This is a genomic window from Seonamhaeicola sediminis (assembly GCF_004358095.2).
Taxonomy (GTDB): Bacteria; Bacteroidota; Bacteroidia; order Flavobacteriales; family Flavobacteriaceae; genus Seonamhaeicola; species Seonamhaeicola sediminis.
Map to the genome: position 1 here is coordinate 306,329 of NZ_SMZJ02000003.1, position 25,502 is coordinate 331,830.

Annotated in this window: 15 protein-coding genes and 1 tRNA gene; 1 reads left to right on the forward strand and 15 read right to left on the reverse strand. The window is 35.1% G+C overall.

The features are described 5' to 3' along the window. Nucleotides 1-3 precede the first annotated feature (3 nt). The 12 genes from E1J38_RS05940 to E1J38_RS05995 form a co-directional block, all read right to left on the reverse strand. Nucleotides 4-1,515 (reverse strand): sulfatase family protein, encoded by a 1,512-nt coding sequence (locus tag E1J38_RS05940; protein ID WP_133356256.1) that lies wholly within the window; start codon nt 1,513-1,515, stop codon nt 4-6. Between the two features lie 12 nt (nt 1,516-1,527). Continuing rightward, entirely contained in the window at nt 1,528-4,830 is a 3,303-nt protein-coding gene (locus E1J38_RS05945) for a DUF5107 domain-containing protein (RefSeq protein ID WP_133356257.1), read from the reverse strand. Between the two features lie 33 nt (nt 4,831-4,863). Then, complete coding sequence (locus tag E1J38_RS05950; protein ID WP_133356258.1) at nt 4,864-7,704, reverse strand: DUF8487 domain-containing protein; 2,841 nt, start codon at nt 7,702-7,704, stop codon at nt 4,864-4,866. Between the two features lie 9 nt (nt 7,705-7,713). Continuing rightward, nucleotides 7,714-8,478 carry an SGNH/GDSL hydrolase family protein gene (locus tag E1J38_RS05955; protein ID WP_133356259.1) on the reverse strand — a complete coding sequence of 255 codons (765 nt, stop codon included), beginning with the start codon at nt 8,476-8,478 and terminating at the stop codon, nt 7,714-7,716. 10 nt (nt 8,479-8,488) lie between these two features. Beyond that, entirely contained in the window at nt 8,489-9,889 is a 1,401-nt protein-coding gene (locus tag E1J38_RS05960; RefSeq protein WP_133356260.1) for a sugar porter family MFS transporter, read from the reverse strand. A gap of 48 nt (nt 9,890-9,937) precedes the next feature. Continuing rightward, nucleotides 9,938-11,560, reverse strand: a complete 1,623-nt coding sequence (locus E1J38_RS05965; protein ID WP_255449794.1) for a sulfatase — start codon at nt 11,558-11,560, stop codon at nt 9,938-9,940. 16 nt (nt 11,561-11,576) lie between these two features. Further along, nucleotides 11,577-13,124 (reverse strand): glycoside hydrolase, encoded by a 1,548-nt coding sequence (locus tag E1J38_RS05970; protein ID WP_133356261.1) that lies wholly within the window; start codon nt 13,122-13,124, stop codon nt 11,577-11,579. A gap of 156 nt (nt 13,125-13,280) precedes the next feature. Next, nucleotides 13,281-14,705, reverse strand: coding sequence for a hypothetical protein (locus E1J38_RS05975; protein ID WP_133356262.1), 1,425 nt, complete (start codon nt 14,703-14,705; stop codon nt 13,281-13,283). A 101-nt stretch (nt 14,706-14,806) separates the two neighbouring features. Continuing rightward, nucleotides 14,807-16,420 carry a glycoside hydrolase gene (locus E1J38_RS05980; RefSeq protein WP_186525824.1) on the reverse strand — a complete coding sequence of 538 codons (1,614 nt, stop codon included), beginning with the start codon at nt 16,418-16,420 and terminating at the stop codon, nt 14,807-14,809. Nucleotides 16,421-16,458: 38 nt separating this feature from the next. Next, the gene (locus E1J38_RS05985; RefSeq protein ID WP_133356264.1) at nt 16,459-18,039 is read right to left on the reverse strand and encodes a RagB/SusD family nutrient uptake outer membrane protein; all 1,581 of its coding nucleotides are present in this window, start codon (nt 18,037-18,039) and stop codon (nt 16,459-16,461) included. Between the two features lie 4 nt (nt 18,040-18,043). Next, on the reverse strand, nt 18,044-21,088 hold the full coding sequence (locus E1J38_RS05990) for a SusC/RagA family TonB-linked outer membrane protein (RefSeq protein ID WP_133356265.1): 3,045 nt from the start codon (nt 21,086-21,088) through the stop codon (nt 18,044-18,046). 163 nt (nt 21,089-21,251) lie between these two features. After that, the gene (locus E1J38_RS05995; RefSeq protein ID WP_133356266.1) at nt 21,252-22,664 is read right to left on the reverse strand and encodes a hypothetical protein; all 1,413 of its coding nucleotides are present in this window, start codon (nt 22,662-22,664) and stop codon (nt 21,252-21,254) included. Between the two features lie 565 nt (nt 22,665-23,229). On the opposite strand from E1J38_RS05995, the gene E1J38_RS06000 reads away from it, so the two are divergent. Further along, nucleotides 23,230-24,144 carry an AraC family transcriptional regulator gene (locus E1J38_RS06000; protein ID WP_133356267.1) on the forward strand — a complete coding sequence of 305 codons (915 nt, stop codon included), beginning with the start codon at nt 23,230-23,232 and terminating at the stop codon, nt 24,142-24,144. 150 nt (nt 24,145-24,294) lie between these two features. Here E1J38_RS06000 and E1J38_RS06005 read toward each other — a convergent pair. From E1J38_RS06005 to E1J38_RS06015, 3 genes are all read right to left on the reverse strand, one after another. Further along, nucleotides 24,295-24,367 (reverse strand) — tRNA-Met (locus E1J38_RS06005). Between the two features lie 57 nt (nt 24,368-24,424). Then, nucleotides 24,425-24,607, reverse strand: a complete 183-nt coding sequence (locus E1J38_RS06010; RefSeq protein WP_133356268.1) for a CPXCG motif-containing cysteine-rich protein — start codon at nt 24,605-24,607, stop codon at nt 24,425-24,427. Nucleotides 24,608-24,674: 67 nt separating this feature from the next. Further along, a complete protein-coding gene (locus E1J38_RS06015) occupies nt 24,675-25,499 on the reverse strand; it encodes a Two component regulator three Y domain protein (protein ID WP_133356269.1) in 825 nt (274 codons plus the stop codon). Nucleotides 25,500-25,502: the final 3 nt, after the last annotated feature.

Sequence of the window (25,502 nt, forward strand, 5' to 3'; positions counted from 1 at the left end):
AATTTACTGTTCTAATATTTCTTTTAATTTAGCCTCCATTTTAGCCACGATTTCTGGATGCTCGTTAGCTATATTTTTTTCTTCGGAAGGGTCTTTGTCTAAATTGAATAATTGTGGTTCGGGTCTAAATCCCGGGTCTACAAACTTTTGAACAATCCAATTGGGTACGGGCGCATCTTTTGGTTTGATGTATTTCCAATTATCCATTCTAAAACCGAAGGTGTATGATTCTTCGAGTAAGAATTTGCGTCCCTTATCTGATTTCCCTAACCAAGAATCCATAAAGTTTTGACTATCCACAGCATCTCCTTTTTCAATATTTTGATTGACTAAGGATGCCAAAGAGGCATACAAATCAACTTGAGACAACAAAGCTTTACTGGTGCCTGGTTTTACAACTTTTGGCCAATGTACCACGGTAGGCATTCGTGTTCCAGCCTCGTAAGCAGAATATTTACTCCCTCTGTACGGGCCACCTGGCTTATGGTCTCCCACCAACTCTCTAGCGTAATCTAAATAGCCGTCATCTAAAATAGGACCATTATCACTCGTGAAAATAATCAAGGTGTTTTCTAACAAACCTTGGTTATCCAATGCTTCTGAAATTTGTCCAACACACCAATCCATTTGTGCAATCACGTCTCCGCGTGGTCCCATAGTACTACTTTCCACAAATTTAATATTGGCAATTCTTGGTTGATGAATATCATGCAATGAAAAATATAAGAAGAACGGATTGTCTTTATTTTCATCGATATATGTTGTGGCTTTATCACTTAACACAAAAGGAATGTCTTCATCTACCCAAAGCGCATTTTTACCTCCTTTCATATACCCAATACGACTGATACCATTAATTACTGCTCCCTGATGGTAAGGGTCTGTATGTTGTTTTAACAATTCAGGATGCTGAAAACCCCAAGGGTAGCCTTCAATTCTGGCACCATAACTTACTGTAATGGGGTCGTTGGGATCTAAGCCAACCACTTTTTGGTTTTCAAGAAATACACAAGGTACTCTGTCTCCAGTTGCTGGAATTAAAAAACTATAGTCAAAACCCACTTCTTCTGGCCCTAATGGAATTTTTTCATTCCAATTGATTTTCCCTTTACCAAGACCTAAATGCCATTTGCCTACCACCCCGGTTTTATAACCTGCTTTTTGTAACATTTTAGGCAATGTACCCATGTTAGGGTTTATGATAAGTGGTGCATCACCTTCTAAAATTTCAGCATTATTTCGAAAGGCATAGCTTCCTGTTAATAAAGAATATCTTGATGGTGTACAGGTTGATGCCGAACAATGGGCATCTGTAAAATTTAAACCATTTTTGGCCAGTGTGTCTATATGGGGTGTTTCTACTCCTATGGCTCCGTTTACGCCAATATCACCATAACCTAAATCGTCAACATAAATGATGACAATATTGGGATTGGTATTTTGAGCGCAGGCATGAAACACTACACAAAACAAAGTGCCAAACAACAGACTTTTAACAAAAGCTAACAAATTCATTACCTATTACTATTAAGATTTAATACCAACAAGTGCTTGATGAATATGCGCTGGAATATGCGATAAATTAGTATCAATAACTTTGGTGAATGCCTCAGTGGCTTTACAATCCTCACCTTTACCTAACTGCCCTAAACCAATCATATAATTACAATGAATTTTGTTTATAACGTTAAGATCTTGCTCCCAGATCAACAAATCCGGTAAAGAAATGGCGAAATAATCCAACTTAACATTATCGTTTATATGAGCCTTCCCATAGCTCAACAAATTATCAAACCTAGTATTTGCCTCTTCCATTTTCCCCAGCTTTTGAAGTGCCAATCCTTGGTAAAATATTTTATCTGGTTGCTGATCGTTATAAAAAATGGCTGGACTTGGATCACTCAATCCTTTAGAGGCTAAGTTAAAATAATAATTGGCTTTTTCTTCATTACCTAATCCTTCATAAGCACAACCTAACCAATAATCAATATCGTTCTCAACAGTACCATGTAGTTTCCCTTCTCCTAAATTGTGTGGGTAATCCTTGGACTGTATTAAAAGCTTAATAGCGTCTTCGTAATTCTTAACAGAAATGTACTTTTTCGCAAGCTCGATATTACTTGTTAGATATTGAAATGGCACCTTACCTTCACCTCCTTCCCACGGATGGAACTGACGCTTATCAATCAATGCTTTTGCTTTCTCAAAGTCACCTTTCAGATTATAAAGTGCAATACGCTCTAAGTACAAATCATCTCTTGAGTTGGTCAAATCAATATGATCTTCTAGCAATGCCAAACGCTTTTCTATTGGAACATTTATCTTTTTGTATAACTGATCTAATTCCATTAATAACCTGGCATCATTATTATCCAATTCGAACGCTTTTTCCAAATGGGTTACTGCCAAATCTTCTTGGTTGGTTTTGTTGTAATACAGAAGGGCCAAATTACGATGCGTAATAGCGAAACTATCATCTAATTTAACCGATGACTCCCAACAATTTTTTGCTTCTTTGTATTGTCTGTTGGCATACCAAAAGTTACCTAAATAATAAAATGCTTTTGCATCAGACGGATTCGCTTTACAAGCCGACTGAAGCGCTATTACCTCTTCAATTTTATTTGGAAAACAATAGGTGTCTGGCATTTGTGATGCTTTTTTGTAGGCATCTAAAGCACTAACACTATCTCCTTTTTGGTCTAAATACCACCCCATAAAATAGTATACCATTGGGTATACTTCAGCATTAGCATCGGTATGTACTTTTAACAACGCTACGGCTTCGTCATATTGACCTGCCATAGCATAGTCTAATGAAAATTCTATGTAATTGTGAGCATAATTTCTAAGAATATCTTTAAATGCTTTTAAATCTTCTTGAGCATTAGACAACATATACTTTTCATATAGCACGCCAAAATTGAATTTATCAATAGCTAATGAATCTTCTATCAATTGTTTTGCTTGTTCAATTTTACCAATTTTTCTAAGCAAAATCACTTTAAGGTGTCTTGCCTTATGGTTGTGCCAGTTCTTGATTAAAGCTCTATCCACCAAATCCATGGCTTTTTCTAAATTACCGCGAGAGCAATCGATTTGTGCTAAGTTGAAATAGCCCGCATCCTGCCATTGTGCATTCCAACAGGCTTTAAAAAAACTAGCATAAGCCTCCTCTTTTTTACCCAAATAGCTTAATGCCATTCCTTTGTTAAAATAAGGCTCCCCATCATAAGGGTTTGGGTTGTGACTTGTAAGAGTTTCAATGGCTGTATCAAAATATCCAATAGCTTTTTCTAATTGCCCTTTACGCATGTACCAAAGCCCCATAGCGTTGTTGTTACGCACATCTTTTGGAGAACGTCTTAATGCTTCCTCGTAATAATCAGTGGCTACAAAAGTAGCGTGTCTGTATTGTTCTAAATGAAGCCCTCTTAAATACAAGGCTTCAATAGTTTCTATATCTTTTGGATCTTTGGCCGCCTTGGCTGGTTCAGGGATTTCATCAGATAAATCCTTATCGGGTTCCCAAGCCACTAAAACTTTCCCTGCTGCGTCATTTAAAGAAATTTGTAAATCATCAAAAGTGAAATTCTCTATATCAATCGCTTTTTCAAACCCAACTGCTGGAGAAAGATTTAAAACTTCGTCATGTAAAACCTTATTTCCTGCTTTTAGAGTGATTACGCAATTATTGTAAGTTGATGTTACATAAACTTTCACCAAAGCTTTTCCATCAACCATTTCAAGATTTACTAAGGCCTCTTTAGTGGCATTTTTTACTACACCCACATTGTAATAAGGCATAAAATATTGCTTAAAACTCTTCTCTTCGTATGGATGCATCCAAGAGAAATCTGGTTGATTATCGGTGTAAACACCACACATTAACTCAATATAAGGGCCATCTTCATCTGTTAAATTTCTGTCCCATGCCTTACCAAACTCTCCGTTACCCCAAGTCCACTGTTTTTTACCTGGAGACACATTGTGATCGGCCACATGAAGCAATCCGCCTTTTGAATCGTTTTCATAACCACCCACAAAATCATACTTAGAAGTAATTGCCATATAACTGGTTGGCACCGGAATATTTTTATATCTAGAGATATCTGTTCCTGGAGAATAATCTACTTTGTAATATTCGCCTTTAGCTATTGGAAACTCTGATACATCGCGCTTACCATGGTCAAACACGGCATTTACATCTGGCGGAAACACTGATTGGTAATGATCATTAACTGCTACAGCAGGATTTGCCCACCATAAGAATGTTTGTGGATGCGGTGTTCTGTTATATAAATGCGCTTTAATTTCAATGTAAGCTTTATCAGGATGCAAGGTAAAACCAGCCATTCCTTTAGTACGGAACATACGTTCTAATTCACTAACCCAAACCGTTTTACTGCCATCTTCGTTGTCTTCAATATAAAAATCTGTTGGGTCGTACGTACTTGGTCTATGATGCTGTGGCCAGTTAAACTCTATACCACCAGATATCCATGGCCCTGTTAACCCCACCAAAGCTGGTTTGATAACATGATTATAATACACAAAATCACGTTCTCTAATCTTATCATACGCTCTTTGGATTCTACCACCTAAAGCAGGCAAAATCATTAATTTGATATAATCATTTTCAATAAAAATAGCATCCCACTCTTTATCTACTTTCTCATCACTGATTTTTTCAATAACAGGATGTGGATATACTGAACCACTACTGGCCTGATATACACGCTTTTCTAAAAAAACAGGGTATTTCTCTGGTGCCCCTACCTCATAGGTAGGAATGGTTACTCTCTCGTGCCAAGCCTTTACTGTCTTCATAATCTTTAAATTTAATGCTTAGTTTGTTTGTTACTAATATGTTAATAGCGCTTTTAGTTGACTAATTGTTAATTCACTTTTAGGTTTAAAATCCTGACCGGTCATATATGTTTTTAAACTGTATAAAAGTTGTTGTGCTTCAAGTCTTTCTTCTAAATCAGTATGCAGGTCTATTCCAGAAAAAATTAACTTTCCTTTCCCTACCCGTGCTTCAAAAATTAAAGCAAGTTTTCTATTTTTAAACCAATCGTCAATAACTCTAACAATAGGATTTAATTCAGGCATATCGTCAAAAACAATAGCATTTGAATGACTCATGGCATCCCACCATTGCCAATTGGAATGGTATTCTGTTGGAAAGTTAGCTAAAGCAGGGTGTTCTGGGTTACATAGAATTCCCAAGGTATGTGGTTTCTGTCCATTGGTCCAAGAGGTATTCCAAAAAATACTTGAAAAGCCAATACCAATATCGCCTCCTTTTTCTGGAGCTATATCTCCTTTGTTAATATTTAAAAGTACATTACCCCCATTCTCTAAATAACTGATAGTTTTTGCATCTAGTTTACTTATTACTTTGATAGAGGAATCATCTACAACAACTCTATTTTTATTAGGATATACCCAAACATCCCAATTGTTTTTATAATCTTCTACTGAAACAGTTAATGTTAACTTTTGAGCTGTATCTATAGAACTTAAAGACTGATTAATAGTACCCAATTGAATGCCATTCCCTATTGGAATATCTGTTTCATTCAATACTCCTTTGGAGAAAACACTTCCATCTATTTTAATTAACTCCCATTTTGGGGTTACATTCTTTAAAGGATATTCTCCAAAATGGGCTATTTCAATTTTAGCGGTTAATGTATCGGTATTTTTAAATGTTGGTTTAGATAAACGTGCTAGCGGAACCGTACTCCCACTAAAGGCCTTAAATTCTTCAGGTGTCACATAGCCTTTCTCATCCCAAAAAGCATCTAAAACACCAACCAAAGCGGTCCCCTGACCAGGGAAATCATGTAAATCTAATAACTGATAACCTGCCATTCCTTTGGTTCGTAATGCTGCTTCAATATCTGCTTTATAGCATAGTGTTTGCAATTTTCCTGATGCCAACAAGAAGCTGTCTGCTAATTTCAACATACCGTTCTCCTCTAAAGATTCCTTGAAAATTTCAAAGTTTTTAGGCTTTAAAACACCTTTGTACTTGGGCATTTCTTTAAAGTTGGGATACACACACCATTGCCCCATTTCATGGCTAACATATGGCATAGGTGTTTTATCAATAAAGGTACTCCAATCAAATTCGGTTTGTGGTGCTTTGGCATTAATGATGCTTTTTAAGTTTTCATTCCAACCTTGAATTCTTGGACCTCTGTGATTATAATAATCCATATTCTCCAGATAAGGATAGCCAGCACCGCTAGTGTACAAACGTCTTTTATCTAAAGCTTTGAAATGATCAACATACTTAGTTAAATATGCTTTGTGATTTTTACCACTTGGCTCGTTACCATAAGTCATTAAAACAAACGATGGATGGTTGCCATAAGTGTTAATAATGTCTTCTCCTTCTTTGTATAACCACGTATCAACGGGCTCACCATCTCCTAAACCAGCCCGCCACGCAGATGCTTCGGCTTGAATATAAATTCCCATTTCATCAGCAGCCTGAAACGCTGCTTCTGGCGGACACCAAGAATGAAAACGCATGTGGTTTAAACCATAAGCCTTGATAATATTCATGATTCTTTTCCATGAATCCACATCTGTTGGAGGATAACCCGTTAATGGGAAAATAGCACATTCTAATGTTCCTCTAAGATATATTGGTTGGTCATTAATAGTAAAAACTGTTTCTTTTGCCTTAAACTCTCGCATACCGAAAGTTTCCACTTTTTCGTCTAACTCTTTTTCAGAATTTAAAGACAAATGCATTTTGTACAAGTTAGGATTGAATTCATCCCAAAGTTTAGGAGCATCTCCCATTGGATAATCAAACTCAACTGTTTTAGAATCATCTATTTCTATTGACTCTTTTAAAACTTCAAGAGCTTCCCCGTTTTCTGATTTTTCTTTGGCTTGAAGTGTTAATTCTGCAGATTGGTTCTTACCTGTTCCGTTTTCAATTCTAACTACCACTCTAACGGTTTTATCAGAGACGTTAGGATATAATTTCACATTTCCGATAGACATTTTTGGAACCGCAGAAAGCGATATGTCCCCTACGATACCATTCCAGTTAGTTTGTGTGTTGTCTGAAATACTATGAGCATCTAAACCTACATTGATGTCTTTTATGCGGTTGTCTATACGTATGGAAATAGTATGTTCTCCAACTGACAATTCACCCAAATTATAATTATGGGCTGTAGCCAAACTATTCTGCATTCCCAGTTTCTCATCATCTACCCATACTGTAGATTCCCAGTGTACACGCTCCAGATGTAAAACAATATTTTTGCTTTCCCAAGATTGTGGAATGGCTATTTTTTTCTGATACCAAGCAGGCCCTTTATAATCTTTAACGGGAGTTAACCAAAAGGACACCTTTACGTTGCCCTCTTGTCGGTACTTTTTCATCTCTTCAGACTTATACCAAAGACTATCATTCCACATGTTACCAGTCCAATTGGTTTTAACTGATATATCATTACCCTTACCATTTTCGGGCATAGACCCCGGTAAACTAATGCTATCCTCTAAATTCAATTTAAACCACTTTTCTTTTTCACCTTGGTCTAGTGAATCAATTCTAAAATTCCACGTTCCAGACAAATCTAAATAAGCGCTTTCATCATTTTTACAATTCTGAAAAGTGACGCATATAGTCATTAAAAGAATTATGGTATGTATTCTGAAAATCTTCATTTAAATAATTTAGTCCGTTTTATACTTAGAGTTTTTTAAATATTCAAAAATGGCATCAGCTACAAATTGATGTCCTTTTTGATTGATATGATTATTCTGCGACATATACCCTATTAGAGGTTGAATTTTGGCCAATGTCTTGAACAATCCGTAGCTATCCACCAAACCAACATTGTACTTTTTTGCCAGTGCCCTAATCTGTTCACTGTGTTGGGCTAAAGGTGTTTCTTCGGAAGTGATATCTTCATTCAAATCGGGGGTAGGCGTTAATAAAATAACCTTGGTACCGTATGCCAATGCATCTTCAATCATTTGCTCCCAAGCCACTTTTGCGCGTTCTAAACCAATGCTTCTATCGTTCAACCCATAATCTATAAAAAGGACATCTGGCCTATGATTTAGTACGTCTTCCTTAAAACGTTTTGCGCCTTGTTCTGCCTGTTCCCCTCCAATAGACGTTGTAATGGTGTTTACAACTGAGTATGGATAAAAGTCGTTAACCTTTTTTAGTGTACGGTATGGATAAGCATTTATCCTATCTAACACACCTCTGGTGGTGTACCCTGTTGGCACTGAATGCCCATGAAACACTAAATTTATAGTACGGTTATTTGGCCACTTTACCATTAGTTCTTTTTTAAGAGAATCTAGGTAATGGGTAGCTAAGTTTTCTTTTTTTGAAGATGAAACTCCTTTAAGCTGTGCACAAGCAAAATTGAAGCTCAATAAAAAAGCAAATCCTAAGATTTTATATGTTTTAGAATTTAAAATCATCTTCCAACTATTATTTATCCTTTGTAAATTCCATTTCAATTTCTTCTAAACTCTTCCCTTTGGTTTCTGGCAACTTACTTCGTATGAATAAAAAGCCAGCGACGCATATAGCACTATATACCCAGAATGTTCCAGAAGCACCTAAAGCATCATTTAAAATTGGAAAAGTAAATGTTAATATAAAAGACGCAACCCATAAAGAAAATGTAGCGATAGACATGGCTACACCTCTGATTTTGTTTGGAAAAATCTCAGAAAGCACTACCCATGTAATTGGTGCTAAAGACATGGCGTAAATAGCAATTGCGGTTATTACTAATAATAACACTGGCCATCCCGTAAACTGGAAAAAGTAGGCACCACCCAAAATGAGATATACCACACCCAAGCCTATAGAGCCTAATAGCATGAGTTTTCTGCGACCCCAGCTATCAACAGTTCGCATGGCGATTAATGTAAAAATTAAATTCACACTACCTGTAATGACGATATTAAATAACATATCGCCCACGCTATAACCTGCTGCCGTAAAAATTTCTTCAGCATAATTAAAAATGATATTTATACCGCACCATTGTTGGAATATTGCCAATACTATACCTATTACCAAAATAGGTTTTATTTTGGCAGATTTTAAATCAGCTATATTAACTTTGGCTTGTCCGCTCTCTTCTAAAGTCAATTTGATACTATTGAGTTCTTCTTGAGCATAGGCCTCACCGCCTATTTTCGCAAGTACATTTTTAGCAGTTTCCGACTCATTTATCTTCACTAAAAATCTTGGACTTTTAGGCACAATAAACATTAAGACAAAGAACAAAATAGCAGGAATAAGTTCTGCCCAAAACATCCAACGCCATCCTGTCTGTCCGTTCCACGATGCTAAAATCATCTCTGGGGTACTGCTATCAGGAATGGCTTCGGCTATGAAAAAATTAGCCACTTGAGCTGCTAAAATCCCAATTACTAGTGTTAATTGATTGATAGCCACAAACTGACCACGATATTTTGCTGGAGCTATTTCTGCTATATACATTGGAGATAGTGTTGATGCCATTCCAATTCCTAATCCTCCAATAAGACGATATATTATAAATGGTGTAAAACTATCTACATAACCAGTTCCAAAAGCTGAAATGGTAAACAAAGCTGCTGAAAAAATTAAAGGTAATTTTCTACCAAATTTATCTGCAACTACACCAGAAATTACAGCTCCTAGAATACATCCAATCAAAGCACTACTCATGGCCCAACCTTGTAATGTAGGCTGCGAGGTTATATCAAAAAAGAGTTCGTAAAATGGTTTTGCTCCACCAATAACTACCCAGTCATAACCGAATAAAAATCCACCCATTGCAGAGACAAGTGCTAAAAAAAGTAGATATGAAAAATTGAATTTAGTGTTTCTCATTATAGTTTAGTTTGGTTGGTTAGTTGTTATTCTTTTTTATGAGATTGGTTAATCTTTGGTGTTTAAACTACTGTCATACCAATTATTATTTGGATCAAAATCTTTACTTAGAAAATCCATACGTTGCTTTTCTAAGCGTTGTTTCATTTTAGTTTTTCTTTCTTCATATTTTGCTTTGGCTTTTGCATCATCATACTTTTCATAGACCTCTGGAGTCCTTGCATTTACACTAGATAGATAGGTGTCCAACTCATTTCTTAAACTTTGTGCTATCTCAGATTTTTCAGCTGATAAATCATTTGTTTCTCCAGGATCTGTTGACAAATTATATAGTTCATCATGTCCATCTTCCCAGTAATGGATAAGTTTATAAGCATCCTTTCTAATAATACTCACAGGATCTCCGCCTTGGTTTCCGTAATGCGGATAATGCCAAAATAAAGGTCTAGTATCTAAACTTTCACCTTTTAAAAGCGGCACTAAACTCACACCATCAACAACATGTTCTGTATGCTTTTCTGCACCAACTAAATCTAGAAGTGTAGGATAAAAATCTATTCCAGATACTGGATAATCTATTTGTTTGGGCGTATTTTTTAGCATTGGTGCCTTAATTAAATAAGGCTCTCTTATGCCTCCTTCCCATTGGTAGCCTTTGCCTCCTCTTAGTGGCGCATTAGTAGTAGAAAAAGCATCACCACTGGCCACACCACCATTATCAGATGTAAACAAAACGATGGTATTTTCATCCAGCCCAAGTTCATTTAGTCTATCTAAAACCACACCTACCGCATCATCCATAGATTCTACTAAGCCAGCATAAATAGGATTATCTTGCACATTTCTAATTGGTAATCTAGCTTCCATTTCAAAGCCAGATTCTGGAATACCTTGTGCTTCTGCTTTATCTCTATATTTCTTCCATTTTGCTTCAGTAGTTTCAATAGGTCCATGTACCGCGTAAAAGGAAAGGTATGCAAAAAATGGCTCATCTTTATTTGCTGAAATAAAATCGGCCGTTTCTAAGGCCAAACGTTTGGTTAAATTCTCACCTTCATAATTGTAATCAAGTTTCGGATTTCTCCAAGGGGCATAATAACCACCTTTAGGGCCTCCAACTTCCCAACCTCCTTTGTTAATTTCGAATCCATTATTCTCGGGAGAAAAAGGCTCATCTCCAAGATGCCATTTTCCAGCAAAAAATGTTTTATACCCATGGCTCTTTAGTGCCTCGGCAATTGTTATAGTTGAATCATTTAAAGCATGTTCATATTCCGGAGGCATAACTTTTGTATTGTAATAATCGCCCCATTTTTCACCTGTAGCTGCACCAATCCAATCGGTCACACCATGTCTAGCGGTATACTGTCCTGTCATGATACTTGCTCTAGAAGGACTACATACCTGACAAGCTGCATAACCCTGTGTAAACTGCACACCACTATTAGCTATGGCGTCAATATTTGGTGTTTCATAATAATTGCTTCCTGAATAGCTCAAATCATGAGCTCCTAGATCATCGGCTAGAATAAAAACGATATTAGGCTTTTTACTTTTAGCTTCCTCTTTATCATCATTGCCTTTACAACCATTTAAAAAAATGGTTGTAAGACAAAGACTAAAAACTAAAACTAACTCAAACTTAACTAACTTGATTCTTAAAAAGTTCACTTCTTATATTTTGTTTCTAGAAACTTCCTATTAATGTATTAACAGAACGTGCTTCTAAGGTTATTTTTTTATCAATTACTTTCTTAAACTCTAAATTCTTATCCTTTGATGTTATGTATATAGATTCTGCTTTGAAATCTTGAAAATCTATAGTACAGGCTTTATCTCCATAATTAATTCCAACTACGATTAATTTTGATGAATCCCTGTCGATATAACCCGATAGCATAATACCTTCAAAACTATCTTTTGGAAAATTTTCCTCATCTGTAACATTGATTTCCACTCGTACCATACCAGGCCTAATGAATCTGGAGTAGTTGCCGAAAGCCCATAAAAGTTTGGAGTCATGAAATGCACCATCAAACTTCATTTTATCCAAATTATATTTATCTTTTTCGTCACCTGTATCTAGATATATTAATCCATCTTTAAAATTGGCATTTGTTAAGGCAGTCCACCATTGCCATGAAGAAGCATTCGCCAAAGTTAAATCGGCATGAATTACACGAGCCACATAAAGCGCGGTATCCATTCCTAAATCACGCTTGTTTCCGCTTCCAATATCATCTGTGTTTTCTAAAATACAGAACTCACTTTGCCAATAATCAAGCTCATGAGATGTTAATTGTTTGTTTAGCTTTTGCCTAATAGTAATCAAGCTATCAACTGGCCAAGTAGTAAAGTAACTATGACCAGAAATAGTGTTTTTTAGATTCTTTAGGGTACTTGAACTATCTTTTTTACTAAAGAAATAATCTATTTGATGACCCCTTTCAGGCTTACCATAATTAGAATATAACCATCTTAAATCTGCAGATTCGGCTAAAACAATTTCTGTTTCTAAACGACTCTCTTCTATTTTATCGTTTAGTAGCTTAGTAAGCTCAAATATATTTTTATTAGTGGCTGGTGTACCTTCTTGACTTTTCTTTTCCCAGTCCCATTGTGGTTCGTTTATTGGACTTAAGTATGCAAACTCAAAACCTCTGGAGTTAAAATGTTTTACAACATTCACCATAAATTGGGCGTAATCATCAAAATATTCAGGTTTTAAGTTTATTTCACCATCTTTATTATCACCATTATAACCTTTACCATTTTTAGTCCATTGAACAGGTGCAGATATAGAAAAAGCTAAAAACTTATCAACGCCATATTGTTTCGCTTGATCTAAAAACCATTGCTGACCTTTTTGTTTGTTCCAATCATAATTCCCCTTGTAATCTATAAACGATTCAGCTCTACGCCAATGATTTTTTATACCAGATGCATCACCTTGCTCCATCGTACCTGCACCAACATAAAAACGCCATATAGAGAGTCCTATCCCTTTAGGATTTCCGTTATCATTTATACCTTTACTAAATAAGAGTTCTGCTATTTTATTCTTTTTATCCTCTGGCCAATTTGCTCCAACATATTGACACCGCCAAGCGTCAGACGCTCCAAAACCATCAATAGTTTGAAACTTATGGTTTTTATTAATATTGATTTTTAAAGTTTGTGCACCAAGAGAAAACGAAAACACAAAAAAACACAAAACCAAACCAACAACATGCATTATATTGTTATTTTTGAAATTTTGTGTTTTTATATTCGTTTTTGACATCACATTAACTTAAATAAAAGTATTACGGTTAAAATATAGTCAAATTTAGGGCTAATGTTAATGATAAAAATAGACTCCTTAACCTAATTTATGGATAATTATACTATTTTAATTTCCTTTAACTATAATTTTATAGATTTGGTACAGCCCTTGTTTATTTACATCTACAACCACCTCATTATCTGAACTAATTTCAGCTGTAGCGGTTTGAGTGATATATGGTTCAGCTGCAGCAGTATTACCATAATCAAACGGCACATAACGTTCCACAGTTTGTATTGAGCTTATTGTGAATCCATTTATCTTTACGGCTACTTTTTTTCCACTCTCTTTTCCTCCAGTAATAAATAACACCATAGTATTGGCATCTTGTAACGCCGCCGCTAAATGAAATTTATTAGAGGTTGTCTTTAAAGATTTTCCTTTATAAGAATCTGCTAGTTCTCCTAAAATCTGACCGGTAGGAAAAACTTTAGAGTAGTTCCAATTTGTTAAACCTAGTCCAGGAATTGACGTGTTTATTGGTGGCCAAAAAGCTGCTGCTTGAGAACCTGCCCTTGCATAAATATGGATGATATCTGGTAGAATGTTAGCAGCCTCCATATATAAAGCCCTATCATTATAGTCTCTAGAAGGCATCCACTCAGACAAGTACTTAAAATTTTTATTAGGATTAAAATTATTTGCACAATTCTTAATACGCTCCTCTAAATCACTAATATTATGAGTAGCCGTGTTGTATCCTGTGTAAGTATGAAGCGCTACCCCATCAATAGCAGCATAAGCCCTAGTAAACTTATTCTTCATAGTTGTAAACTCCTGTGGCTGTGTATAATCACCATTAATTAGTAACTTAAACGTTCTATTTGGATATTCGCTTTCAATATACTCAGCCAACTCCATTGCCACATTTACATATTTATCAAGTTTTTGAGCTCTTGACACTCCTCCTGCAAATTGTAACCACCATTCATTACCTATTTCCACCAAGCCATTACCTATATTAGATATAGTAAGCGCTTCTTTAGTTCTCGCTTTCAAATTTGCTATTGCCGTATTCCATTGTCCTGAACCAACAGTTGCATTCATAGCCTCTGCAGTTGGAAGCACAATACTATAATTCGAAATATGACTTTTCAATGAAGTAATAGATGCACCTGGTTGCGAAGGTGTATTGTTCCATCCTGGTGTTGTATTACTTGTCCAAGCATAAAACTCAGATTCCCAACCTCCTGGATAGCGCACCACAGCAGTACCAATATTTTTTATGGTACTAGCAAAATTTGAAAACGTATTATCGGGTATTTGACGCCAATCGTTATTAACCCCAAAAATATCAGGGTAAATATCTACAGCGTCAGCAGCATCAACAGACAACGTTATATCTGCATTAGAAGCCCCTCCGCCTGTTGCAGGGTTATTATTGTCTTTATCATCAAACTGAGAATCATTAGGATCTGTTGCATCACTTGTACTGCATGCGAATATTAATCCTAAAAGCACCAGAGATATAATTTTTTGAACTTTTAACATTTTAATGTTTTTATTCTTAACATTTTAACTGAAGACAATAGATATTAACGCAGAATTCCACCGCATCAAAATTTTGTTCCATATGTTGTTGTTTAATACTCCTACTTAAGTGTAGCCTTTAGCGTAACTATAGACTTACTAGGAATTCTAATGTTATCAATATTCATTGTTGACTTTCTCAAATTGCTTCCCATAGAGGTTGTGAAAGCTTCAAAACTATTATTGATAACCTCAAAATCTTCACCATAATTATCTAAAGTAATATCTCTACTACTATCAGTATTATTGATGCATACCAATACCACCTCGTTATTAGTTGTACTTTTATAACCCGAAATCATAAAATTTTCAACCGAAGCTGTTTCTCCATAATCTGGATCAACAACATCAAACCGCACCATACCCGGTCTTATAAATCGACTAAAATTACCAAGTGCCCAAAGCAACTTATTATCGGTAATTGAACCATCCGTATGTGCAGGACCGTTAGAATTAGGTTGATACAGAATTAAATTAAATCTAAACGGATGATCTCCAAATGTAGATTGGTTAAATGCCGTCCAAAAACTCCAACCAGTGGCATTACCAAAGACTAAATCGGTATGAATAATACGACTCATCCATAACGCATAATCAATCTCCTGAAGCGTAGACACATCTTTATTTTGTTGATACGCGGTGCCCAATAAACTATACTCCGTTTGCCAATAATCTAATCCATAGCCAGCCAAAGCTGTTCTTAAGGACTTACGTTGTCTCAAAGACTCATTGGTAGTGCCGTTACTGAAATAACTGTGACCAGCAATGTTTTTTGACAGATTAGGTAAGTCACCAATAAAATTTGGACTAGACGTATTAAAAAATGAACCTACTTGATTTACCGTGTTACCAGAACCTTCAAACAAATACTTTAATTGTGCAGCTTCAGGTATCATTATTTTAGCATTCACAACTTTTTGGGTAAAAACTTCATCTATTATTCGCGTAACTGTCGCTATTTCAGCATTGGTTGCCTTTGTGCCAGACTGTTGTGCCTGACCTACTTCTGCATTCCATTCGTATTGCGTTTCATTAAAAGGACAAACCGTTACAATATTATAACCTTTATTTTCATAGTTTTTTACAACGTCTGCCAAAAAATTAGCGAAATCATCATATTTATCAGGTTGGCAATTAAAAGTAGGCACATCGCTAGTACTAAACACATATCCATTTTTAGTCATAAAATAAGGTGGCGAACCTGTCCAAGCAGTAAATTTATTGACCCCATATTCTCTTGCCTTTGACATAAACCATTGCTCTCCAGCTTGCTTCGTCCAGTCGTAACTTCCATCTGGTGCTAAATAACACTCCATTTCACGAAACCAGCTGTTGGCTCTAAATCCACTATTGGCTTGGTCCGCAGACCCTTCTCCAATAATCGTGCGCCATAAGGAAAGCCCAATACCTTTTGGATTCCCTTGAGAATCTGTTTCTGTACTAAAAAGCCATTCTGCCGCCCTATTTCTAGTAGCGTCGGGCCATTTTCCAACCCATTGGTCTTGAAAACCACCCGAAGCTCCAAAATGATCAATCATTTGAAACGTATTATTTAAATTAAGTGTTACTCCTTCTTCTGGCACATCAAATTTTGGATCGTTAGGATCTGTTGCACTATCTGAGCTACAACCAAAAAACACCCCAACACTTACTAAAACTAAAATATACTTATACAATTTCAACATGATTTAAAATCTAAAAAACTTAACAAATATTAATATCCAGGATTCTGCGTAATATTCCCTCTAGACAATTGAATCTCCTCCGGTGGAATAGGCCATAACATGTGTACATTTGGATCAAACAATCTTCCACTATCTTGTGGTTCTTTTAAATTGGTTGTTTCAAAAGGATCTGTACTAACTTCTGTATTATATTTAACAAAGGATCCATTAGGCCCCAATATCGATGCAATTCTGGGCACCCCATTTATTTTTTGCCTTCTAATATCATACAGTCTGTGTTGCTCTAAAGCCAACTCTAAACGTCTTTCTTTCCAGATGGCATCTCGCAGGGTCGAACCGGATAAGGACATATTTGTATCTAAGCCTACTCGGTCTCTTACAAGCTTTAGTGAGTTTCTAGCTGAAGTTTCATCTCCATTAAAATAGGCTGCCTCTGCATGGAATAAAATAACATCTGCTAACCTGATATGGATATAAGTTCCAGGAATTTGACCTCTTTGGTAAGGTGTTGGTCGTTCAGCTGTAGGCACATAATACTTTCTATTGGTACGCCCCGATTTATTTTCACTAGGTTTACCATCAAATTCTGTTACAGCAGGATCGCCATACACAGGTTCTCCATGCTTAATAATTGTAGACCTTAATCTGATATTATCCCCTTCACTTAAAAACGCATTTTCTAAATCACTAGTTGGGGAAGCCCATCCCCAACCACGATCCCCGCGACTACCGTTAGTTATAGCATACTGCGCTCCTACTCTAGGCGTTGAAGGATTATTTATAAACTCTATTGCGAAAATAGATTCTACACCATGCGCATTACCTACCCTGTAGATATCTGCAAAATCAGGCTCTAACCCATACTCACCAGAATCCATCACTGTTTTAGCCATAACCTGTGCTTCTGTCCATTTTTCTTGGTATAAATACGCTTTAGCTAACAATGACTGCGCAGCTCCCTTTGTAACTCTACCTAAATCGGCTGGCGCATATTCACTTTTTCTTGGCAGACTATTAATTGCGATCATTAAATCTTCCTCAATGAGCTCATATGCTTCTTCAACAGTGCCACGAACTTTATCATTTATGGAAGGGTCAAAAATCTCACTGTATGTAGTGACAAGTGGTACGCCACCAAAATTTCGAATCAAATCAAAATACAAAAAAGCTCTAATAAATCTGGCTTCTCCTAAAAACTGCGTTTTCTTGTTTTCATCGATATCAATATTTGGAATCCTTTCTAAAGTTAAATTAGCTCTTGTTATGCCTATGTAATGGCTTTCCCAAAACCGATTAAAGTAAGTTGACCCTGCAAACACATTATACTGAGCTATTCCAGTAATATCTGGTCTAGGTTGTTCTGTATTTCCTGCCCAGTTATCATCACTAGCCATTTCATTGATTTGGCGTTGAAAATTTACCTGCCACCAATCTTCGCCATTTACTTTCCTGTACAAAGCATTTACAAAAAATTCCGCATTATCACCATTAGCGAAGAAATCGTCTAAGGTTTGTCTACCTTGTAAAGGCTGATCTAAAAAATCTTCTTTATCACAACTCGCAACAAATAAAGCTCCAACTATTGATAAAAATAAAACAATCTTTTTCATAATCTTATAAAGTTAAATTTAGTCCTATTAAATATGTCTTAGCCACAGGATTTCTTCCAAAATCTACACCAAGAGCATCAATGATATTTACTCCTCTGGGCTGATTCTGAACCTCTGGGTCAAAACCAGTGTAATTAGTAATTGTTATTAAATTTTGTCCAGAAACATACAAACGGCATCTTGAAAACCCTTTTACATCAAAATTATAACCAAATTGAATGTTTCGCAATCTTAAATATGACCCATCTTCAATAAATAAATCAGAGGGGTTTTGGTAATTTCCGTTTGGATCAGCATCAGTTAATCTCGGAAATCTAGCCCCTGTGTTGGTTGGCGACCAAACAACATCTGCAGTTCCAGCCAGTACATTGAGATTTTGATTACTCGATCTATTATACTCTAAATTAGCATTATATACATCATTGCCAAAAGTCCCATACCACTGCATAGACATGTCAAACTTTTTATACTGCATATTTACATTTAATCCTCCATAAAAATCAGGGAAGGGATTACCTATGATTGTTAGATCATCGTCATTTAACACACCATCACCATTTTGATCCACATAACGCAAGTCTCCAATCTGAGCATTGGGTTGAATGATAGTACCATCTTCCGATGTATGAGAATTCAACTCAGTTTGGTTTTGAAAAATTCCAGCAGTTTCATACCCTTGGAATAACCCAACCGTTTGACCTAACTCCGTAATTTTAACAAATCTATTACCTAAGGTTTCTCTTTTAAGCCCTAGAATAATTTCGTTTCCTGGTGCCAATTCTACGGCCTTACTGTCGCCAGTTGATAATGTTAAATTAACACCTAGTGAAAAATCATCCCATTGCTTATTGTACCCAAGAGCAATGTCAATACCTTTGGATTCAAAACTACCTACATTCTGATCTACCGTACCAGGTATTCCAGTATAGTTAGGCAATTCTACACTAAACAATAAATCCTCTGAAGTTTTAATATAATACTCTGCTGAAAGCGTTAAAGCATTATTAAGAAAACCTAAATCTACTCCAAAGTTTTTATCCCGAACCGTTTCCCATTTTAAATCTTCATTCCCAGCTTGAGATAAGAAATTTGAAACAACAGCCTGTCCCCCTAAAACTGAAAAATCGGAACCAATGGAAAAAAATTGACCATCAATCCGAATATTTTGGTTTCCAACTTCCCCTACCCCAACTTTAAATCTCAGGTTGTTAATGGTTTCACTTTTAAACCAATCTTCAGAATCCACATCCCAAGCTAAAGAAGCACTAGAGAAAATACCTGTTCTACCATCTTTTGGGAATCTTGATGACTGATCTACCCTTACAGAGGCATTTAAGGTATATTTATTATCAAAACTATAAATCGTTCTAAAGACCCCAGAAAGTATGTTGGCAGTACTTTGATTACCTGTTGCTCTAATGGTTTCTCCAACGGCTGCATTTAACTGCCATAGGTTTTCATTAGTATCACTAGGAATACCATCTCTAGATGCACGAAGAAAATTAGAATTGGTAGAATCAAATAATACACCACCAAGTAAGTTCAGATAATGCTTATCATGAAACGTATTCTCATACGTAATGGTGTTATTTATTACATAATCAAAACTTTGGGTCACATTTTTTTCATAAACATTAATTTCCCTTTGCCTGTTAGGACCAATAAAAAACGTAGGATTAAATGTTTCCCATGTGTAAGCATCAAAATTAAGACCCAGCTGTGATGTAAATTTAAGCTTAGAATTTATTTGAAAATCTAGTTGGGTATTAGAAAACAACCCAAAAAAACTATTATCTGTAAACTGTCTAGCTAATTGACCCACAGGATTAGACACAAGATTTCTTTCTGGTAACGCATAGATACTATAGATATTTCGTCCTACACGCTCGCTTTGAGGTATAAATACAGGGATAGTTGGATCTACCCTAAGAACATTAAACAAAAGGTTTGGTGTATTTTCCCAACGCTCTACTCTTGGGCTTAAATCTTGTTTTAAATTTATTTTGTCAGATATCTTAAAATCTACATTAAAACGCCCAGTAACTCTTTGATACCAACCTTTACTGTAATTAGATTGCTGATCAAAAAAACTAACACTTGCTGCATACTTAATTTTATCGCTACCTCCTGAAGCACGAATGTTAGCATTAATAACTGGCGCAAAGTCTTCTACTACTTCATCCCACCAATCTGTTCCTTCTCCAAATTCATTCGGATCCAATAAATTGGTAGCATTTGGATCATCGTTTAACCTTCTTGTATTCCAAATTTGAACATACTCTGGTGCATCTGCTACCTCAATTTTATCCCAACCTTGAACACCATAATTCACATCAAAATTGATAGTGGTTTTACCTGATTCTCCTCGTTTTGTAGTTATTAAAACCACACCGTTAGATGCTCTGGACCCATAAATAGCAGTTGCTGCAGCATCTTTTAAGATATCCATACTTTTAATATCTTGCGAATTAATAGCATTTAGTGAGGTACCATTAGGTTGCAAAACACCATCTATGACAATTAAAGGAGCCGTATTTAAACCTCCTGTGGTAATACCACGTATCAATATTTGAGGTGAGGCTCCAGGAGACCCACCAGAGGACAATACTTGCACACCTGCAGCTCTACCTTGAAGGGCTTCCGCAGGGTTACTAGCAACTTGCTTTGCGATCTCATCTCCATCTACAGAAGCCATTGAGGTAGCAATTCTATCGCGTTTTACAGCCCCATAACCAATAACTACAATTTCGTCTAGCTGTTCATTATCAGCGACTAGTGTAATATCTATATTACTTCTATTGTCTACTGATACCTCTTGTGTTTTAAAGCCTACATAGCTAAAAACTAATGTAGCGTTATCCTCAACAGTTATGGTATAATTTCCATCAAAATCAGATACAAATCCATTGGATGTATTTTTCTCAAGGACGTTAACACCGGGCACTGGTTGCCCCTGTTCGTCTGTAATAGTTCCTTTTACAGTATTTTGAGCCATCATTGTAAAACTGATGCACAACATACTGAACGCAATTAAAGCTATTTGTTTCATTTAATTTGCTTTTTAATGTTTGGTTGTTATTAATTTAATTTAGTGAAATTAGGTTAGGACATTTGACCAATAATTACCTTAAAGGCTTATTGAAAAATCTCTAACACACATAGAAAATCGAGAACGCTCAGAAAACAAGCGTTCTCAATACATCCTTATAATTCTATCTCTCTCTGGCAATAATTCGATTTAGATGAGTATCGAAAATAAACGTATAGTCTTTATTCAAGGCACTATCCTCAAACACATAGTTTGACCCACCACCAGGAATTGTTTGTGATCTATCATCAGGATTTGTTCTCCAGAATGGTGCCCATCCAGATGGGTTTGCATTTAGTATATAACCATTAGCCCCCTCATCATTAGGCTGATCTTGTAAGGTTACATCGATAGTCCACAAATAATCATTATTTGCATCTTGGGTAAAAGGCTTACCCGATCTGAAATTCCAACACTGCGTACTGCCATCGGTATTATTGGTACAAGTAGATGTTGTAGCATCAATATAAATACCTCTTCCTATAATATAAACTTGATCAAAAGTAGCATCTGTTGGTGTATATGGTGTCACTGAATAAGAAAGATCTCTAATATCCATGCTCACCTCATAATAACCTACCCCAGGAATAATAATTGGGTCTATGGTTTCATCCTGACCTAACAATAATTTTCCTGGATTACTTGGATCTGCTCCAAAAGTAAAAGGCTTAAAGGAACCTTGTTGTGGAACAAAACGAACTTCTGAATTAGCAGCAGTAGAATAATAACGCCCTGTGAACACGTACCCACTTTCACCAGATAATTGACTACCTACGGTACTAAATGGTATACCAAAAATATCTTGATTTAATGAAGCATCGCTAGTTTCATCAGTTAAATACATAGCATTAAACTGCAAATCACTTACCACGCTTACAGATACACTCGCCGTAGCCTCATTTCCAGTAGCATCTGTAACAGTAATTATAAACTCATAATCTCCCTCATCGGTCACATTAATAGAATTACTATAATTATAAGAAGCTCCAGATAACGGAATAGTTTCATTCAAAAGATCACTTTCAATTTTTAATTCAGCCAGTTCTCTATCTGCTAAATCAATATCTAAATTAACTTCATCGCCATCACCAATTAAAATAGTTGCTCCGTTAACAGGAGAATTTATGTTTATTGAAGGTGCAGCAATATCTTTATCTAAAGTTACCACCACCTCTTTTGTTGATGCTATATTACCAGCATTTGTAATAGTAACAGGTATGGTATGAACGCTAAATTCTGTGGCATCATCTGGTACCTTAAACTTATATGAAATTGTATAAGTTTCAGGCAAAGAATCTTTCATGATGGTTTTATCTAAAAACCACGCTTCGTACTTAAAATTGACAGATTTAATACCTGCTGGGTCTGTTACAATGCCTTCAAAAAGAAATTCTTCTCCGGGCAGTGAAGAAACCTGCTGAATCAACGACTGGAATTCCGGTATTGAATCTACATTAACCGAATCGTCATCACCACATCCTAATAACATGGTTAAAAATCCTGTAAGGACAACTAGTTTTGTTTTAATTGTTTTCATTTTTAATGTATTATCGAGTTTAGTTATAAAATTAGCTTGCACTATGTTGGTGAAAATTGAATAATTATGATGAGTAGATTAAAACAAGGATAATTTTATTATTTATAAAAAATAACCTTTCACTGTTTTTACCATTACACTATACATATTACTCTATGTAATGTAATAAAATTACGAAATAATCATTTTACACACTACATTATTACAAAATTACAATCTAAAGACCTTTAAACAATAGACGTAAAAACCTAAAACATGGATAATATTTCTATTTTTGTAAAAAAGCTTAAATTTTAACAAGAAAATGAAAACAACTTAATATATATAAACAAAATAGCACCCTCTATTGATTACTTAGCTTGTATCATGAACTTAGGATTATATCAATCCATTTGAACATTGTATCGAATTTCATTTTTTTAACAAAATAACAAGGAAGATTTTGATGAGCTAATAACAAACTAATTACTAACAATCTATTCATAATTTTATTAACTTTAAGTCTATGTAACCTCTTTATCTTTTCACAAAAGACCTACAGTTAATATTTGATATCTATAAATACATGACTAAAAAAACTGAATCATATTCAATCGAAGATTTAACTTTAAAAGAAGGGTTTATTGGCCAAAAAATGATTGCATTCCACAGATCAATCATTAATATCTCAAGAACCAATGACATCACCAAAAACTTTTACGTTAGCGACTTAGGGTATTACCCAAGGGCTCATCATCATTATAGAATGAGAAAGAAAGGGGCCAACCAATATATTTTTATTTACTGTACAAAAGGTAAAGGAGAGATTTATATAAATGATGAAAGAACTGAAGTAAATCCAAACCAGTTTTTTATAATACCCAAAAAAGTAAAACATGAATATAGAGCCTATGACAATGACCCATGGAGTATTTATTGGTTTCACTTTAACGGTCCTCTAGCAGATAAGCTTTACAAAAGATATGAAAGTACCCAAACTAAGAACTACAAAAACATCCCTTTTTCTATTGATAGAATTAATTCTTTTGAAAAAATATTTAATCTTTTTAACAGCACTTATTTAGAGAACCACATAGAATATGCAAATCTTCTATCTTTAAACTTTATCAGTAATTTTATTTACCATGATTTTGAATATAACATTAAAAGTAATAGTGATGATACTACAGTAAATTCAATTATAAAATATTTACTAAATAATCTAGATAAAAAATTTACTCTAGACGAAATAGCATCTAAGTTTAATTACTCCAAATCTTATTTACACACTAAGTTTAAGGCAAAAACAGGATATCCTCTTTTAGTTTTCTTTAATTTAAAGAAAGTACAAAAAGCCTGCGAGCTTTTAAATTATACTGATTTAAGTATCAAGGAAATTAGCTTTAAAGTAGGTTATGAGGACCCACTTTATTTTTCTAGAATTTTTAAAAACTTCATGGAAAAGTCACCAAGGAACTACAGACAGAGTCTACGTAAATAATACCTTTTAAAAATATTTAAAACACGAACATTTATCACTCAGAAAAATTAAATAAGGAATAAAATAAATACAGCAACATATTTTCTGTATAACAATTAGTAAGTATCAAAAAAAACGCATCATACTATTTAGATGATGCGTCTGGTTTCGTAGCGGGAACTGGACTCGAACCAGTGACCTTCGGGTTATGAGCCCGACGAGCTACCTACTGCTCTATCCCGCGATGTGGACTGCAAATATACAATCCTTTTTAGTTTTAACAAGCATATTGATGAAAATATTACTGCTTTAGGCTATCTGCCTGAAAGCCTGAGATATCTGAATTATAAATTTGAAATGAAATGGCAATTGGGTTACAACAAACCTCACAGTCTTCTATATAATTTTGGTTTTGAATGGAGCTATCTATTAAAACAGATATGACTTGCCAACAATACGGGCATGTAAAATAATGCTCAATCATAATAAAACAAAAAAGTGACTACAAAATAGTCACTTTTTTATAAACTTTATAAAAGTATTACTTTGAATTATTCTTTTTCAATATCCATAGAAGCTGTTGCTCTTTGCGATGGCAATATCATCATGCTTGGAGGGTTTTTCCCTGAAACACTTATATACTCTTGATTCAAATTATTATCACTAACCATTATTGTTGTTAACTTGGTTAAATTCATAAATTCTAAAGGCAGATCTCCTGTTAACTTGTTTGTAGATAACAACAATTCTTCTAAATCAGTTAATTGTGCAATTTCAACAGGAATTTCTCCTTCTAATTTATTATCCATAAGACTCAACTTTTGCAATTTAGACAAGGCATAAATATCTGTTGGGATAGTACCTGTTAAAAAATTACTCCCCAATAAAAGCTCTTTTAAATTTGTTAGCCCCATAAGTGAGCTTGGGATCTCTCCGTCTAACTTGTTGCTATACAATTTTAAAGATTCTAAACTTTCTAATTGACCCAACTCTGATGGAATGTTCCCCTCAAAAGCATTCATAAACAACTCCAATGAAGTTAATGATTTTAAATTACTTAATGAAGTAGGTATGCTTCCAGATATTTTATTAAATCCTAGATTTAATTTCTTTAAACTAGAAAAATTTCCAATTTCGTGAGGTAATTGCCCTTGTAGGTTATTAAATGGCAAACTTATTTCTACCACTTTATTATCTTCAATAGTTACACCATACCAAGAACTAATATCGGCGTTTAAATCCCATTGGGTATTCCATTGGGTTCCTTGGGTTGAGTTATACAATGCAATAAGGGCGTCTTTCTCGGTTAAAGAAATATTAGCAAATGAAAAAGTAGTTGTTAATAAACAAACCACTATTAGCTTTAAGGTTTTCATTAT